This window comes from Robbsia betulipollinis (assembly GCF_026624755.1).
GTDB classification, from domain to species: Bacteria; Pseudomonadota; Gammaproteobacteria; order Burkholderiales; family Burkholderiaceae; genus Robbsia; species Robbsia betulipollinis.
Window position 1 is genome coordinate 45,255 of the sequence record NZ_JAPMXC010000004.1, and the last position, 16,055, is coordinate 61,309.

Genomic DNA, 16,055 nt, shown 5'->3' on the forward strand with positions numbered 1-16,055 from the left:
CATTCATGACATTGAATGTTAGCGTTCGATAGTAATGTCGTATTCGTACAAGGAGCCCCAACAGCTGCAGGTGTGACATTTAACTCGGCCACAGCTGCGAAAACACCTTGGTGGCGCGCGCTCGCCTCGAAGGCTCCTAGGGCCTACAGGTGAACAGGAGACTCCTTCTCATTCATATTTTCCCCGTTCTAGGCAACTTAACTGATTTGTTGACGCTTAATAGAAAGATGGGAATACTATCGACCTTACCAGATGAAATACACCGCTTTTTTATCCGGTCGTGATATTCCTAATTGTGTCGTGAGTGCAATACTTTTGGACAGAGACAATAACAAACAGGTTTTATAAATAGGTCATTCAAGGTATCCCTGCCCGGGGGCTGCGACCTTAGTTACAAATCCAAGTGCTATGACCATTAGTATTCCTATACGTATAACGTCCCGTTAAAGGCCCTCGTTTTCACAAGATCCACTGTCAGGGCGTGGTCGCATTCGAATATTTACCGGCAAATTGACTTCGTCACTCGAACGTCTCAAGATCTCAGGTACCCAACATCCAGATACGAGTCGGATCCGGGATTGCCGAGCCTACGCACACAAGCATATGCGTACGAAGCCCTGCCGACCACGACAAACGTTCGCGTTCGAAGCCGATCACACTGCCCAGCGCCGCCGCGAATACGAGGCGTCCTACGATTTCCCATTGACTTGCCACACCGCTCTCCCTTTCTTGCCGACCGCACGGATGCGGACAACCAATGTCACAAAATTGACACAATTGGCGTAGAGTAGCAGTGTTGCGCCCATCTAAATATAAAGCGTCGCCTCGAGGTGACAGATAAAGAGGAGACAAAATATGGCGAAAACTTCGAGCCATCGTCGATATCTGATTGTTTTGTTGATGTTTCTTGTAATTTTCATCAACTACATGGACCGCGTTAACTTCTCTGTCTCGATTCCAGCAATCCAACACGCGTTCGGATTCAATTTACATCAAATAGGGCAAATTGCATTCGTCTGGGGATTAGCGTATGCCTTGTTCAATTTTCCCGGCGGATGGATTGCCGACAAGCTTGGCCTGCGATGGGGGATGGTGGTTGCGCTAGGCTGGTGGTCGCTGTTCACGATTGCCACACCTTTTGCAGGGAGCCTTGGGATGTGGTTTGCGATCCGGGCACTGATGGGAGCAGGTGAAGCACCGATTTGGCCCTATAACGCGAAAGCCGTGAACAGCTGGGCCGCGCCTACGGAAAGATCCACGGCTTACACATGGGCCGGTGCTGGGCAATACCTCGGACCTGCCGTTGGCAGCGTGCTGGCCGGGTGGATAGTCGTTCATTTTGGATGGCACTGGACGTTTATCGCATTTGGGGCTGCTGGACTTGTCATTTTGCCTTTTTGGATTTTGGTGGTTCGCGATCGGCCGGAACAGGATCCACGTGTTCAAGCAGATGAACTCGCATGGATCGGTAATGCGAAAGACGCCACGAATAAGCCGGACTGGCCCGGAATTCGCGGATTGCTGCTCTCCCGCACCGGCGCCGGGCTCTTGCTGATTTACCTGACTTTCGGATACATCCTGTTCACTTTTCTGTACTGGGTGCCCAGCTATATGTTCTATACCTTCCACATGACCATTCTGAAAAGCGCAGTCTGGTCTAGCATTGGATCGGTACTGGGGTTTGCCGGATTCTTTTTATCCGGTCCGTTGAATGATTTCCTTGCAAAACGCTTCGAGCGCTTGACTGCGCGACGTATCGGCGCGGTTGGCCCAATGTTGGTAGGCGCAGCCTGTGTTGCACTGTCCCTTCTAACCGCGAAAGCGGGTGCAGCACAAACAACTGCAGTGCTCTTTGGACTAGCTCAGATGGCGATGAACACCACCGTCGGCGCATGGGCCGTTATCGGCATTGATGCTGCGCCGAATGAGGCCTCAACAGGGATAATTTACGGCATATTGAATGGCGTGCTTAACTTGATGGGTGCATTCAACTCTCTCATTCTGACAGGACTGGCAAGTCGTTATGGCTTCCCAGCAGCATTTGGGAGCGCGCTCGTATTTATGATCGTCTTTATGTTGAGCTTGCTCCTCATCCTGAATCGCGAGGGGTTTGGCACACTCGAAAAAAAGCGTAAGGCTTTCGCAAGTTGACTACCGGTCGATAGACATTTCGGACATTGACAGAGGCAATGTGAATGTCCCAGGCCGAAACTGGGACGATGGGCGCGCCGATGAGATGTCTGCGATCAGGTTTTATGTTAAGTGTCGTTGCGAATTTTTCACTGGTCAAGTTGCTGGCGTAAATGTATCTCGTGCGATGTTACCTACGGTGTTAGTTGCTATTCCATCGAATGTTCCGCCAATAACGCCACCAATCAAAGGAACAGCCTTGCCAAGATTTATAAATCCTTTTTCACCAAATTTGGTAAATAGCTTCATTCCCACCTTCTTATTTATTTCTTGTATTGTTTTACCAGATATAGATTTTACGGCATTCAATGCAACTTTATTTCCAACTGCGACCCCGATGTCTTTCAGAACATCCTTAGCACTATTGGCAACCAAACATGAATAAACAAGTGCTTTGACCTTATCATCCCTAACGTTGTAGCCTCCGATATGAGCAATCGCCGCAATCATACGGATTTGAACATATAAAACACTAGCGATATTTGCCGGAATGGCAACAGGCAAGGTTAGAATGCCACCTAATCCAGTAATGAAACCTGAGGTTATTGCCTTCGTATTTTGCCAACGAATTAAAGAATTTGATTGGTCATACGATGAAATCCCTTCTTTCATGTAGCTTTCTGCCATCTCAACAGCAGAATCCAATCCTGGCACTCCATTTACGGACTTTTCATACGCCCAATCGATCGCTTGCATAATTTTTTCTTGATTAAGAATCGCCATTTTTTTCTCCATTTTTCGTTAGTGAAGCTCAATTAGTATATCACTCGCAATGTAATTTCAATCGTAATTAAAAAATTACTTCTAGTATTTTATGAACCACGCCGACTTTCGTGGAGGCTGTTTGGTTTAAGTTGACACTGTCTCGACGTCAGCGATTTTGGCACGCCGATAATAGTTTGCCTCAGCCTCGGCCGGCGGAATATAACCGATCGGTCCCATCAAACGGTGATGACTGAACCACGCCACCCATTCAAGCGTGGCGATCTCCACTGATTTCCGTGTTTTCCAGGGACCACGGCGGTGAATCACCTCGGCTTTGTATAGCCCGTTGATCGTCTCGGCCAGGGCATTGACGCTCCTATGTCAAGCGGCACGCGATTCTGCGAGATCCACTAGGATAAGCGGGTACAGTTCTCGGACGATATAGCGTTTCAAACAGCGGTGAATTTCCTTGGTGGACAGTCCTTCTTTGGTCCGGCGATCGACGTAAGCTCGGGTACGTGGTTCGCTGCGCATCCGAACTAACGCTATTGTCCAGAGCGTCGCTGTCCCCCGGCTGCCTACGGACGGCTCAATGCCCGCCGTGCCCAATCGCTCGCCATACCGAATGCTTAAATATTGCGACCCACGGTCGGAATGGTGACCATGCCTCGCTTTGACGTACAGCAACTCACGCCGCTTTTTACATCGCCTCGTACTCGCAAGGCGTACGGTATCCAATCGAAGAATGGATGCGCTGTCGGTTGTAGAAACCTTCGATCCAGTCGATCACGTCCAGTCTCGCCTGTGCCCGCGTCTCGTATCGGCATCGCGACGTCTGCTCGACCTTCAATGTCTTGAAGAAACTCTCCATTAGCGCGTTGTCCCAGGCATTCGCACGCCGGCTCATTGACATGACCATGCCATATTGGTCAGCAAGCTCCCGGTGCGCCCAGCTTGCGTATTGCACCCCGCGATCGCTGTGGACAATCAGGCCGCGGGGCGGGCGACGCTGCCAATACGCCGAGCGCAGCGCCGTACACACGAGCTTTGCATCAATACGCTCGGACATCGACCAGCCGACGATGCGACGGCTTCCCAGGTCCAGAATCGCCGCCAGATACAGCCAGCCTTCACCGGTCGGCAGATACGTGATATCTGCGACCCAGGCCTGGTTCGGCATCCAGCCATCGAAACGCCTGGCCAATACGTTCGGCACCACCGGCAGGCGATGCGCCGAGTCCGTGGTCGCTCGCCAGGCATGGCGATACACCGGCCGCAATCCCCTGGCGCAACAGACTGCGGCGCACCCGCTCCGCGCTGGTTTTTGTGCCCTCGGCGGCCAAGGCCTTGACCAATCGGGGTAGGCCGTACGATCCCCGGCTTTGCGCGTGCAGGCGCGCCACTTCATCATCGAATGCCGCTTGTCGTTGCCAACGTGTGCTCGGCGCGCACACCCGCCATTGGCAGTAGCCGCTGCGCGAGACGTCCAGCACCCGGCAAAGTCGGCTCACGCTGTACTGGTCCCGGCTCGTCTCGATCCAGGCATACCTCACCGCCACCCCTTCGCGAAGTATGCCGTGGCTTTTGAGAGGATTTCCACGTCAAGCTTCGCGCTGGCCAGTTCCTTGCGCAGCCGGCTGATCTCGGCCTCCAACTCCGACAGCCCGGGCTTGGCTTGCCGCACCCCCGGCAATGCGACATCACCAGCCCCAGCCCCGGGCGAGCGCCTGCGTGCCCAGTTGCCAATCGTCGCCGCCGGAACCCCGAGACGACGTGCCGCCTCGTTGTATCCAACAGAATTTGCCAATCGCGCCGCTTCCTCCTGGAATTCCTCCATGTAGCGCCGATTCGGTACGCCTTTTTCGCCCATCTCAACCTCCGTTCAACAGATTATCCAACATCTCTGCTGTACGTCGTTTTGAGGCAAGGTCACTCCGCGCTCCCATTGTTCGCGAGCTATAGCAGCTTAAGCCTGTAAAACCGCAACACGCCCACGCGGTTTACGAGCTTAGCACCGTACGGCTCGAAATCGTCCCAGACGGTGCGGTTTGGATGTCCATAACTGTAGGATGGGTCCGCGCAAAAAATGCTCGTCTCCGGTTGGAACTCGGCCGCAATTCCTTTCCGCCAGTTTCTAAGCGATCCATGATGCATAACTTGGAAAACCGCGAGATTTTCTAGTCGGCGTGCACCGAAATACTCTCGGAGCTTTCGAACTCGTTGCTTGCTGGAGAGATATCCGTCTCCGGTGTATAGGATATTAGCTGTGTCGTCGACTTTCACCGGCAGGTGATTTACACAAATGGGGCAGTGCCAGAACTTAAAATGATTATAACCAGTTCGTGCTCTTGAGATGTCGTCCTTAGCTCCTCTGTACTGTGCCAGATATCGACCAACAGGACCGCCGTAGACAAACAGCGAGATCTCGTTCTTCTTGGTGGACGTTGACCCAAAGATGCGATCATACATACGCTTTAACCGCTTCAGGATTCGGTCACGCTGATCCGGATCGTTTGTCTGGAGCAGCGCGGTGCTTACGCGTCGCGCGGCGAGCTTGAAGTGTGCAGTCGCCTTGATGTTGAGGTTGGGTTCGTTGTAAAGCACAAACTCCCACACCTTCCCAAGCAGCAATCTCCCCCCAGGTGCAAGGCAGCTTATTGATATGTTCGTCGGCCGATCTGCAGTTAGAGCAATCTGTTCATCGGCTGGGGCAATGATGCGATCTGGTTCGAGCGGGGGCAGACCACCCAGTGGCGATGGCGGATCCCGCACGATATCGTCAGGGTCATCCGGCAGCGATCCGGCTGATGGCGGGACCAGCACAATTCTGCGAACCTTCGCGCCATCGAGCGAGCCGATGAACGATACCGGGTTCATCATGAAATGCTGAAAGCGCTGATTGTCAGCCTGCGGAGACGTTATGGTTGCGACGATGCGTTGCCACAAGGGCACGTATGGAATAACAAGAGTGTCTACATCAAAACTGTTCAGAAGCTTGACAAGTCCACTTATGTGATCGACATCGAAGTGAGAAATGAATGTCACGTCGAGTTTTGGCTTTGATCTCAAAGCTGTTCTCGAAAGGAGCAATTCCAGACGCCTAATTTCATTTTCGAGGAGCGACTGATTTTTCTTTACGGATCCGCAATCGAATACCCAATGAAATTCTCCGAAAAACCTCGTTCCAAGCGCGCCGCTTGAAAACATGCCTTGACCGACAGGGTAAAAATAATATTCAGCAAAAAGCTTCATGCAGCCCTCGCATTTTTATTAGATTAATTTTCGCATCATGTTTATACAATACAGCGGCGGCGCACGGAACGAGTCCTTGTCTTTTCCCTCTTTCCCCGTCAGGAAATTTGTTAAAAGAGGCCTACGGGGTCAGAGGTGTTCAACGACTTTACTGCCGCGTCTACTGCCACGTCGGAGATCCGCTAACGCCAAAGTTCACTATTCCATCGCGCAGTCTCGTAACCGTGTTGCGAGAGTAGGTTGAACTCTTTTTCCGACAAGCGTTTTAACGACGTTGGAATTGCTGCGGCCTCCTTCACCATTGTGGTGTCGAGCCATTCGCCCGCCAGAAGCGCGGCCTGCGCAGGTCGACCTGGGCCGAATTTTTTTATCTGAGCGAGCGCGCCGGCCCCGATTTGTAGGTACAAGCCAGCGCCTGGATTGTTGATCAGAAAGTTCGAAAGGCTCCGCACGCGCAAGGCTCTCGTCTGGTCGAGCGCGATGTCGGCGATTCTTTTGAAGCGTGCAGGGTTGAGCGGATGGCTAATGCGCGCTCGCGCGAATGGAGCGCCGGCATCCGACACGATCAAGTGGTCAATGATCGGCGTGTCCCGGCCTTTCTTGAACCGCTGCGTGCCGCAGTCAAACAGGGGTTCTATTCCGAGGTTATCATAGACCCCGCCGTCATATAGGTGGAGGCGTTTAAAGTGAGGCTTCATATCAATCGGTACTGCGTCCAGATCCCACTCTGTACTCTTTTTCCACGCAAAGCGGTGCGTTTTGACCGACAACGGGCCAATACCTCCCGGGAAAGCAGCCGACACCGCCAACGCAGAAGCCAGACTTAGTGCCCCGGCATGCGCGTAGCCAAGTTCGTAATCGCCAAATCCGCCATTCTTGAAGCGGAAGCGCCGTCCGGTCTCAGCGGTCGTGCCATTGATCGACCATACCGGACCGCCTCTTATTGAACTCAAGGGTTCCTTGATTCCCCAAACTGTCCAAATGGTCCGTTCCAGGATGTTAGCCCGCGATAGAGCGAATCGCCAGTTTAGCGGATTAAAAATCAGGCGGAGAGCACCACTGAGTTGCAGGGATGTGGTTGTCAGGGTGCATTTGACTTCGTTGTAGACGCGCTCCGTATATTCTTGGGACGTTGGCCATTTATAGCCAGCACGGCACATGACAAGGCCGACGAAAAGGCTCCCTCCGGACACCGAAGAAATATGCTGCACCCGCTCGAGCAAACTCTGTTCAGCGAGATATTTCAGCACGCCGGCGTGGAACGCAGCTGCGCGCACTCCGCCGCCAGATGCCGCGAGTCCGAGGCGAGGTCGCTTTGCGTCCTCGGTCGTCACGGCGTCCGGTATCCCTTCGCGTCGTTGGGCAGCGCCGGCGTCGATTGGTATTTGAAACGAGCACGCCGTTGTCCGATGCCACGTATTGATACTGCGGTTTCTGAGTGGGGTGAACGAGCGCCTTGTCCGGGACGACAACGACCCGCGGCTCGCAGTAGTCGAATATCCGCTGGAAGTAGCCACTTGCTCCACCATGATGCGATGCGACGAATACAGTGGTTCGCACCAGTTCGGTGCGAAAGGCGGCCTGCTCGAACAATGCCAACCAGCCATCGTTTTTTTCCAGATCGCCGGGGAACAGGACCTTGAATGAACCGAACTTGAAGAAGACAACCAAGCTCAGGTTGTTCGTATCGCAAATACGCGGATAAGGCCATGCGGAAGCTCACTTCATCATCCCCTGCACGACCTGCAGATCGTTTTCGCCGACGATGAGCTGCACAGCAGGCAGTCCGTCGTCGGCCATGCCTAGGGCCAGATGGACAAGTTGCAAAAGATCATCCCTGCTGGGCAAGCTGGAGTGTCCCGGAGGGTGGCTGTGCCATTCGCCGATGTAGCCAACGACACCGGCGGTTCTTCTGGATGCCTCGGCGACGGCCTCCGTCAAACCTGCTATGCCACGCTCGAACGAGTCGCGATTCGATTTGCTATCAGGCGGCGCTGGCAGGCCTGCGACAACTACAACCGCACCGATATTAAAGTCGTAGTAGCCAAGCAGAACACCGCCGGTTTCATTGGGAAAACCTTGCGTGCGCAGCTCCCTCAGTTGCTGCTCTATGCCGGCGTCGAAGAACAAATCGAAGTCGTCGAGTGACATGCGGCGTTCCGCAACGGCCGGTACGTCGTGAACGTCTACAGAGCCACGAACTGGATCGCGCTGCCACACACAGATCACTGCGCCCTCGTGCGCGGCCGTCGCTGGGATCTGTTCGGCGAGCGTGCTGGCATGCCCCATGATCCGCGAATACGGGATGACCATCGAAATGTCACGGCAGCTTGCGCCGCTCCAGAACAAACCGACGTTGCCGGCGAGATGAGCGCGTCCCCATTCCTGTTGAATCAGGGCGCGGTAATACTGCGCTTCAAGTGTCCGAAGGCGAAGCGAACGCTGAGCATCTTCGGCGAGCAACACTCCAGCGTCGCCGCTTGGCGTGATGAACACCGATATGTGCCTAGCGAACGCATCGACGGCGCTTGCCGCGCGGGGATACTCTAGCGTCGTTGACGCATCGATGACCAGTTGCGTGCTAGTCAACGCGCCTTTGACTGAGCTTTGCTCGAAGTCGGTGGCATCGGCGTTCAGTGGCGTGATCACCGTGGCGCCATTCATGACCGCGGCGTTCAGGCCTGCCACGACATCGGACTTGGGGTCGCCAACATGTTGGGCATAGGCCACATGCCGTGACAGGTTGTGCGGTTTGACGTGGTCCTTGTCGATGACGGTCCATCGCCCCCAGCCAGCGCGCCCCCATAGATTAAGCATCGCGCTGCCGAGAGAGCCTGCGCCGACCAGCACGGCGTTGGGGCCCTCTTCGTCGATGCCCGACTGTCTCCTGGCCGCTTGGGCGTCGTTTCTGCTCAAAACGTCCATCGGAAACACTGGCTGCTCTTGCCACGCAGTCGCAGGTTCAGCGCCAAGTACGCCCGCTGCGCTGAAATATTGCTTGTTGTGAAAGAACAAGGCCCCGGTAGCCACGCCAAGCTCAAGTCCACCCATCGGCGTCAGGAAAGCGCGGTGTGTGACCCCGACCACCTCTGCGCCATCCGTCCGACGGATGGAGATATGGAGCAGGATAACCGTGCATTTGTCTTCGGCGGATGCAGCTGCACCCGTGGCGCCTACCCGCGCCTGCAGTGCGGTCGACAGTATAGGCAGCAGCTCGACCCCGCGCCTGGCGAGAATATCCGCCAATTGTCCCAAGGTCGCCGGGTCGCGCTCTATGAAGCCGTGCACAATCGGCGGCAACGTCAATTCGATCGGCGCAGCCGCGTCGGCCTGGAGCGGGGCATCTCTTGGAACCGCCTCAAGGAAGGAGGTGAAGCCTCCATTGGGGTGGTCAGGGCCGCGGGCCAGAATGAAGCGAACTTCCGCGTTATTGCGTAGCGCGGCTAGGTCCCACGGCAAAACCAGCTCGTACGGCGTTGCGAAGAACAGATGTTCGACCGGCTGATCCGCCGGGTGCAGTTCACCTCTGGCGCTTTTTTCGAGCCACCATTGGATACGCCGCAAGAAGCTTTGCGGCGTCCAAGTTCGCATTACTGAGGTGACAGACTCGAAATAGAGACACAGGCTAGCCGGGACGCCGGCAATGCCCTGATTCTGGTGCATCAGGACCGGAAAATCCTTGCGCAGCGCCAACACGTCGACGAGCCGCTTAGGGTCGTCCGGCACGCACAGCGCCAAACGCTCCCGATAGTGGATGCCGGCGCCGTTCTTGGGGGGTACTCCATCGCACTCGACATCGACGATGAGGCATTCGAGCTTCGGCGTGTCGCCTTCGCTGTGCTGCAGGAGCTGTACGATCGTGAAATCACGCTGTCGCGCGACGGCATCATGAAGCAGCCGGGTGCGCGAAATCGTCAACTCCGCCGCGTCCGCAAGCTCAACGACATTTGCGAGTTCGTGATAGTCGTCGGCCATCAGCCCGCCCGCGGTGGCGAAGACAGGATGATGGCCGGTGCTCCGATGGACGCCGAGCGAATCCAGCTTACGCCGCCGCCAGTGATCTCGAATGTGATGGGCTCGGGTTTGTTGCCGTTCGGTTCCTCCATCGTGACGAGGAATTTGCGGCCATTGACTTCCTTCAAGTAACGCTCATAGGCTTTGCGGGCCTGGATGTGAGGCGGCTGCGTTTGCGAATACGCGTCCTTTTCGTCCGGAATCGGCTTGCTGCAACTGACGATGTAGGAATCCCTTTTGCCCAGCCGCAGCAGATCCTTGACCAAGGGCTTAGGCTCCGTTTCCTTGTCGCCCTTTTCGTCGTTCAATGCCAAGTAGCTGCAATGATGAGGAATGTTGTACAAATCCCAGGCGAGCCGATCCTCATTTTTGTGATACCGGGTGATGCTGACGATATCTTCGATTTCTTCCCATGTCGCATCGCCCACTTCCAGATAGTCGTAGTCCTGCCCGTCGGCCCTGAACCGGACATTGAATATCAGCGAAGCCCTGTTGCGGATGATGTCGCCTCCGTCGCAGTGCTTGATGAAAGGCGAATGGCAGAAGAATTCTGCGCCGTCCTTGGTCAGCGTGAAGCCCGGCACGATCGTTCCAGCGTCGATAAACAGATGATCACGAGCGCCCGCTGCTTCGCCCCTTTCTTTCAGCAAAGGTTCGAGCCAGTCAGCCAAAGCTCGCGGCTTCGAGAACACGAGGATGTCGTTGCCTTCCAGCAGGCGATGCCGTGCTTCTTGGCGCAGCAAGACAAACTCTTCTATCTGGTGATCGTTATCTGCTTCCTCCAACAACATCGCGGCAGGAACCCAGAGTTCACGAATCTTGATGCGGCCTTCGCCATGGTATTTCTTCGCGTGCTGCAGCTCGAAGAAATCCGTGCTGCCCTGGATGTGATCCAGATCCGCATGTGTGAAAGCCACGACGTCGAAATAGTCCCGATCGGCTTTTTTGAGATCGGCCTTTAGTCGGGCTTTAAGATCGATTTCCGGCGTGCCGGGATCTTCCGCCTTTTCACGATGGCAAAAGTCGAAGAGGACGCGCCGCCCGGTTGACAGGATTATCTGCGTTGTGTCGCCGTTACTGACAGGATAGAAAATGACCTGATGCTTTTCAGCCATGGATTGGCCCTCTCAAAAAAGGAAAGTGGCCAACCGACCCTTTAGCACTCCGCCACAGAGGGTGCAAACACACTATATGCAGTGTTCAAATTCAGGTCAAGGTACTACATGTAGAAATATCCGCAATATTACTGTATAAAAAACAGGTACCACCTGCAGAAGGCATCAGCAGTTTTTGCGCGGCGGGAAGCGTTGTTTTAAAGCAACTATTACTGGATGCTGCCATGGAGATTAGGGCTGCCCTTAGATTGACCTATCCCGGAAATTTGAGACCAATTCGGTCTAGGACCCCTTCTCACTGGGCGAAAAGATTCCCTCCAATACCACGTCGATTCGAAAGACCGTTCCCTATGTCCCGATATTGCATCGGTGTGACGTCGTGGTATCTCCGCCATACCCGCCGAAAATCCCGGACCGACGCGAATCCGGATGCTTCCGCAATCCGCTCGATGGTCGAGTCCGACCCTATCAGCAATCGACAGGCAGCGGCTACTTTTAGACTCTGCTGATACTCCAGCACGGTCGTTCCGGCGTGCTCGGCGAACAGGCGGCTCAAATGTCGCTGACTTACATGGGCGGCATGCGCAAGCTCGGCCACACGCCAATTGCGCACTGGATCGTGGGAAATGGCATCCTGTGCGCGGTGTACCGCGGGATGTGTATGGTTGCGATGCACAAGCAACGGCGAAAGTTGTGTGTCATCCCCCGCGCGGCGCCGATAGACGACCTGACGACCTGACGACGCGCGATGTCGGTCGCCAATTCGACCCCGGCGTAATGTTCGATCAGATACAGCGCCAGATCGATGCCCGCCGTGATTCCCGCGCTCGTCAAAATACTGCCGTCGTCGACGAACAGGAAGTCGCTCTGCACCCGCGCCGAAGGCGCGACACGTTCAAGTTCCGCCACCAGGCCGAAGTGCGTGGTGCAGCAGCGTCCCGCCAGAAATCCGGCACGCGCCAGGAGGATCCCGCCCGAACAGATGCTGGCGATACGTGTGTCGTCGGCGGGAGTCGTCCGAAGCCATCGAGCGACGGCATCGTACGGCGCGCTGGTTCCTGGTTCGGGCGAATCCGTGCTACCCACAACCACGACGAGAGTATTAGGCGGTAGCGTGAGTGGAAGCGGGTCGATGCCATCGATGCGTGTGCCCAACGACGTCGCGACACTTGGCAGGGGACCGCAGTGGTGCAACTCGAACGGCGCGCTGCCATCCGCCGCCATGCGCATTGCTTCGGCAGGTCCCGCATAGTCGAGCATCAGCACGGCACTACTTCGCCCGGCAAGAGGTAGGAAAAACCCCACTTGTTGATCGGACAGGGGTAGATGGCTCAGAAAAACAAGAAAACCGGATGGCTTAAAGCTATCGCGCGAGATAATGTAGAGATTCCAGTTAGATCCATGGGGGTAAGCATGCAGCACGAAAAGATTATTGATGGATTACGCTCTTGGATGAGGGTCCGAACATGGGATACGCTCCATCCGCTTGATCAGGAGCGGTTTCACCACGCGTTAAAAAACGTGTTCGACGAGTGTGGCCCGTCTGTCAGCAATGAAGAGTTTGAGTTTGCAATGAGGGCACTTACGGTAGAGTTTAAGTACAAATACCAAGAAGAATACCTGAGCGAGAGGCTGGGCTACTATGCTCAGCTTGCAGAAAAGATCGGCGCTTATGTTTTTGATAATAGAAATCGCTAACCACCAGGCTGCCAGTAGTGTTAGCGATAACTTATCAGTCTATTTATATTGGAATGAAAAATATGGACCATCAACTTATTGCTCTTTACGAACTGAAACGTCAATCTTTTCTGATAGGCTATATTCAGAATCCCGACAAATTCAGCCACGCCCTTGCGTTTGCATATTTGAACCGGATTGAACCAATATTTCATGAAGGCATCATGAAAGAGAAATATGATGCTGATCCGTTCGAGGAAGTTTATTTCGTGAAAGCTAATTTCATGGACGAGGTTTACAGGTTTTTGGACGAGCGAAATTTGGCAGGAGACTATGATGCGATTGGCTTTTACAAGCTGGAAGAGAAATTTGGTGGCTATAAGGCCAATCGAATAGAATTGATTTATACGTTGGAATATGCGCGAATCGACGGTCGATTTAGTGCTGAAGTTTGGAATGCTGTTGTGCGCGATGCGCCTTCGGAGGCAAATCATCTAAAAAGTATTTTTTCGCCAAAAGATGTATATTTCGACTAGAGCGTGTTATGCACTTTGCATAATTGGAACGGCGTGGGAAAGCATAAGTATGGCGAAGACAACGAAATGCAGACCGGCCAAGGTTTCTGGCAGCCGCTCATAATCGCGGGCGAGCCGGCGAAATCGATTGGCCCATCCGAAGCTGCGCTCGACCACCCAACGTCGTGGCAGCAATACAAAGCCTTTGCGCGCTTCTGGTAACTTGATGATCTGCAAGTCTATGCCCTCATCGCTGGCCGCCTGGGCAGGCTCCGCGCCCGTGTAGCCTCGGTCCGCGTAGGCCAGCCGAACGGTTTGACCACTGACCTGTTGAACCTGACGAGATAGTTCCTGGACTTGCGCGCGCTCTTGCTCGTTGGCGGGTGTGACATGCACGGCCAATAAATGCCCAAGCGTATCGACGGCCATATGGACCTTGCTGCCCCGTTTGCGTTTGTACCCGTCGTAGCCAGCACGCGGACCGCTCTCACAGGTCGATTGCAAGGTCCGGCCATCGAGAACGACGGCGCTGGGTTGGCCCTGACGGCCCTGTGCGACGCGTAATACCGAGCGTAGATCATTGACCATCGCCTCAAAGCAGCCTGCGCGCAACCAGCGCTGCGTCTGCTGATATACCGCTTCCCAAGGAGGAAAGTTCGTCGGCAACATGCGCCACGAAGCACCTGCACGCGCCATCCAGCGCAGCGCGTTGAATAGCTCCCGTGACTCGTATTTACGTTGCGGGGCGTGCTCATCCATCAGCGCGAGGTACGGTGCCACGAAGGCCCATTCCTCATCGCTCACGTCGCTCGGGTAGGGTTTGCGTTGGCTCATCCCGCTACGATACTGAACTCCTGAAAAAGTTCATAACACGCTCCAGGGAAATTAGGGGCGAGGTCGTTTGTGCTCATTGCGAAATTCGCAAATTGGCTTTGCCCCTAAATTGGCTTTGTTGCACAAATAAGCTGAGCCCGTAATACCCCAAACCCCAGCCGGATTTATGGCATGGCCACCGTCGTAGGCGTGCCCAGACGGGTAAAACGGTTCAGAATGGCCGCACGAATTTGCAATTCCGCGACCTGCCGATCAAAGTCGCGCGCCATCACCCGCTCGCCAAGTAGTTTGAAGCAACGCATTTTTGTTTCGACAAGACTGCGTCGATGATAGCCAGTCCACTTCTTCCATATTTTACGGCCAAGACGGTGGGTAGCAGCAAGGATAGCGTTACGCGCTTGTGCTCCGGGACGCCTGTCCTTCCATGGCTTGGCATTCTTGCGTGTCGGGATGATCGCTTGTGTGAATCGCCCCGGATTTTGAGGAGGCACCAATTCTTGAGAGAATGGTGTCATGACCAAGACAAACAAATTTTCCCCAGAGATGCGCGAGCGGGCCGTGCGTATGGTGCAGGAACACCGTGGCGAGTACGCGTCTTTGTGGGCAGCAGTCGAGTCCATCGCGCCGAAGATAGGCTGTATGCCGCAGACGCTGTTGGATTGGGTAAAGCGCGACGAGGCCGATAAGGGGCAGCGCGAAGGCCTGTCAAGCGACGAACGGGAACGCCTGAAGGCGCTCGAGCGCGAGGTCAAGGAACTACGCCGCGCCAACGATATTTTGAAGACGGCCAGCGCTTTTTTCGCGCAGGCGGAGCTCGACCGCCGCTTGAAGTCGTGAAGGCGTATATCGACGGCCTGAACCGGCCAGCCTTTCGTAGACATCTTCGAGCCATAATCTATGGCAACCGAGGAGGTCAGTATGAGCGGCAAGCGATACACGGATGAGTTCAAGATCGAGGCAGTCAAACAAGTCACCGAGCGAGGTCATTCGGTAGCAGATGTAGCACAGCGATTGGGCATTACGACGCACAGCCTTTATGCTTGGCGAGCCAGGTTCGAGAAGCCGGATGTCGTGCGCCAAGCGGAGCTGGACCAAAGTGCCGAGGTGCGGCGACTGAAGACCGAGCTCAAGCGTATGACCGAGGAGCGTGACCGCCTCAACAATCCCGAGAGCCTGCCGGCCGCGGATCTGTTCGAAGGCGTGCTCATCGACAACGTCAAGCTGGTGGACAGAGGCGTGTTCCTGGAGGAGGAAACGCGGCAGCGCTTCCTGGCCGGCCCCTTCCCGAGCCGCAATGTGGACCAGAACATCGCCGACCTGATCGCACACGTCGTGGCAATATTGGCATGCCCTAGCCATTCCTGCACCTTGACGATATCAGCCTCATGATCGAGTGCGTTTGTTGCGGCCGTCGCCCGCAGGCAATGCACACCGAAGCCCACGACGGCAATCTTGGCTTGGGTGGCATAAGCCAGCACGCATCGATAGACACCATCGGCGGTGATGCCCTGCGCCAGTGATTGGCCTTTGGGTCGTCGTAATGCTTGAAATAAAGCCGCATCCGGCACTTGGCCATGAGCGGCCGTCGCCCGCAGGCAATGCACACCGAAGCCCACGACGGCAATCTTGGCTTGGGTGGCATAAGCCAGCACGCATCGATAGACACCATCGGCGGTGATGCCCTGCGCCAGTGATTGGCCTTTGGGTCGTCGTAATGCTTGAAATAAAGCCGCATCCGGCACTTGGCCATGAG

General features: G+C 55.0%; 12 protein-coding genes, 9 pseudogenes and 1 other annotated feature. Of the genes and pseudogenes, 6 read left to right on the forward strand and 15 right to left on the reverse strand.

All coding sequences use genetic code 11. From position 1 onward, the window contains the following. Positions 1-56: 56 nt before the first annotated feature. Positions 57-176 (reverse strand): annotated as a pseudogene (locus tag OVY01_RS14630) (LysR family transcriptional regulator); the annotation flags it as partial. A 400-nt stretch (positions 177-576) separates the two neighbouring features. Next, positions 577-714 (reverse strand): annotated as a pseudogene (locus OVY01_RS14635) (MgtC/SapB family protein); the annotation flags it as partial. 141 nt (positions 715-855) lie between these two features. On the opposite strand from OVY01_RS14635, the gene OVY01_RS14640 reads away from it, so the two are divergent. Then, positions 856-2,151, forward strand: a complete 1,296-nt coding sequence (locus tag OVY01_RS14640; protein ID WP_267848332.1) for an MFS transporter — start codon at positions 856-858, stop codon at positions 2,149-2,151. Between the two features lie 135 nt (positions 2,152-2,286). Here the strand turns inward: OVY01_RS14640 and OVY01_RS14645 are convergent, their stop codons facing one another. The 6 genes and pseudogenes from OVY01_RS14645 to OVY01_RS14670 all read right to left on the reverse strand — a co-directional run bounded on the left by OVY01_RS14645 (position 2,287) and on the right by OVY01_RS14670 (position 7,481). Beyond that, positions 2,287-2,913: an EcsC family protein gene (locus OVY01_RS14645; RefSeq protein WP_267848333.1), complete on the reverse strand. Its 627-nt coding sequence runs from the start codon at positions 2,911-2,913 to the stop codon at positions 2,287-2,289. A 126-nt stretch (positions 2,914-3,039) separates the two neighbouring features. After that, positions 3,040-3,264 (reverse strand): annotated as a pseudogene (locus OVY01_RS23305) (IS3 family transposase); the annotation flags it as partial. A gap of 12 nt (positions 3,265-3,276) precedes the next feature. After that, positions 3,277-3,453, reverse strand: a pseudogene (locus OVY01_RS23310) (IS110 family RNA-guided transposase); the annotation flags it as partial. A gap of 142 nt (positions 3,454-3,595) precedes the next feature. After that, positions 3,596-4,765, reverse strand: a pseudogene (locus OVY01_RS23315) (IS3 family transposase). 86 nt (positions 4,766-4,851) lie between these two features. Then, positions 4,852-6,147: a ComEC/Rec2 family competence protein gene (locus OVY01_RS14665; protein WP_267848335.1), complete on the reverse strand. Its 1,296-nt coding sequence runs from the start codon at positions 6,145-6,147 to the stop codon at positions 4,852-4,854. 182 nt (positions 6,148-6,329) lie between these two features. Further along, positions 6,330-7,481 (reverse strand): patatin-like phospholipase family protein, encoded by a 1,152-nt coding sequence (locus tag OVY01_RS14670; RefSeq protein WP_267848336.1) that lies wholly within the window; start codon positions 7,479-7,481, stop codon positions 6,330-6,332. A gap of 109 nt (positions 7,482-7,590) precedes the next feature. Here OVY01_RS14670 and OVY01_RS14675 point away from each other — a divergent pair, with 109 nt between their 5' ends. Continuing rightward, positions 7,591-7,794 (forward strand): hypothetical protein, encoded by a 204-nt coding sequence (locus OVY01_RS14675; RefSeq protein ID WP_267848337.1) that lies wholly within the window; start codon positions 7,591-7,593, stop codon positions 7,792-7,794. A gap of 72 nt (positions 7,795-7,866) precedes the next feature. On the opposite strand, the gene cap2-3 is transcribed toward OVY01_RS14675, so the two are convergent. From cap2-3 to OVY01_RS14690, 4 genes are all read right to left on the reverse strand, one after another. Further along, entirely contained in the window at positions 7,867-10,122 is a 2,256-nt protein-coding gene (gene cap2-3 / locus OVY01_RS14680; protein ID WP_267848338.1) for an anti-phage 6A-MBL system cap2_3 protein, read from the reverse strand. Beyond that, positions 10,122-11,276 (reverse strand): anti-phage 6A-MBL system MBL-fold protein, encoded by a 1,155-nt coding sequence (gene mblB / locus OVY01_RS14685; protein ID WP_267848339.1) that lies wholly within the window; start codon positions 11,274-11,276, stop codon positions 10,122-10,124. The genes cap2-3 and mblB overlap by 1 nt, the downstream gene beginning before the upstream one ends. 295 nt (positions 11,277-11,571) lie before the next feature. Further along, positions 11,572-11,952, reverse strand: coding sequence for a helix-turn-helix domain-containing protein (locus OVY01_RS23320; protein ID WP_432422252.1), 381 nt, complete (start codon positions 11,950-11,952; stop codon positions 11,572-11,574). Next, positions 11,844-12,536 (reverse strand): DJ-1/PfpI family protein, encoded by a 693-nt coding sequence (locus OVY01_RS14690; RefSeq protein WP_267848347.1) that lies wholly within the window; start codon positions 12,534-12,536, stop codon positions 11,844-11,846. The genes OVY01_RS23320 and OVY01_RS14690 overlap by 109 nt, the downstream gene beginning before the upstream one ends. Positions 12,537-12,602: 66 nt before the next feature. Here OVY01_RS14690 and OVY01_RS14695 point away from each other — a divergent pair, with 66 nt between their 5' ends. After that, positions 12,603-12,974, forward strand: a complete 372-nt coding sequence (locus OVY01_RS14695) for a hypothetical protein (protein ID WP_267848340.1) — start codon at positions 12,603-12,605, stop codon at positions 12,972-12,974. Positions 12,975-13,036: 62 nt separating this feature from the next. Further along, positions 13,037-13,489: a hypothetical protein gene (locus OVY01_RS14700; RefSeq protein ID WP_267848341.1), complete on the forward strand. Its 453-nt coding sequence runs from the start codon at positions 13,037-13,039 to the stop codon at positions 13,487-13,489. A gap of 6 nt (positions 13,490-13,495) precedes the next feature. Here the strand turns inward: OVY01_RS14700 and OVY01_RS14705 are convergent, their stop codons facing one another. Next, complete coding sequence (locus OVY01_RS14705) at positions 13,496-14,302, reverse strand: IS5 family transposase (RefSeq protein ID WP_267848342.1); 807 nt, start codon at positions 14,300-14,302, stop codon at positions 13,496-13,498. Between the two features lie 164 nt (positions 14,303-14,466). Next, positions 14,467-14,772 (reverse strand): annotated as a pseudogene (locus OVY01_RS14710) (transposase); the annotation flags it as partial. A 43-nt stretch (positions 14,773-14,815) separates the two neighbouring features. Between OVY01_RS14710 and OVY01_RS14715 the strand changes: the two are divergent. Then, a pseudogene (locus tag OVY01_RS14715) lies at positions 14,816-15,153 on the forward strand (transposase); the annotation flags it as partial. Further along, positions 15,094-15,160 (forward strand) — a sequence feature (AL1L pseudoknot). (Overlaps the previous pseudogene by 60 nt.) Before the next feature lie 60 nt (positions 15,161-15,220). Next, positions 15,221-15,460: pseudogene (locus tag OVY01_RS14720) on the forward strand (transposase); the annotation flags it as partial. 230 nt (positions 15,461-15,690) lie between these two features. Here the strand turns inward: OVY01_RS14720 and OVY01_RS23170 are convergent. Further along, positions 15,691-16,044: pseudogene (locus OVY01_RS23170) on the reverse strand (hypothetical protein); the annotation flags it as partial. Positions 16,045-16,055 lie beyond the last annotated feature (11 nt).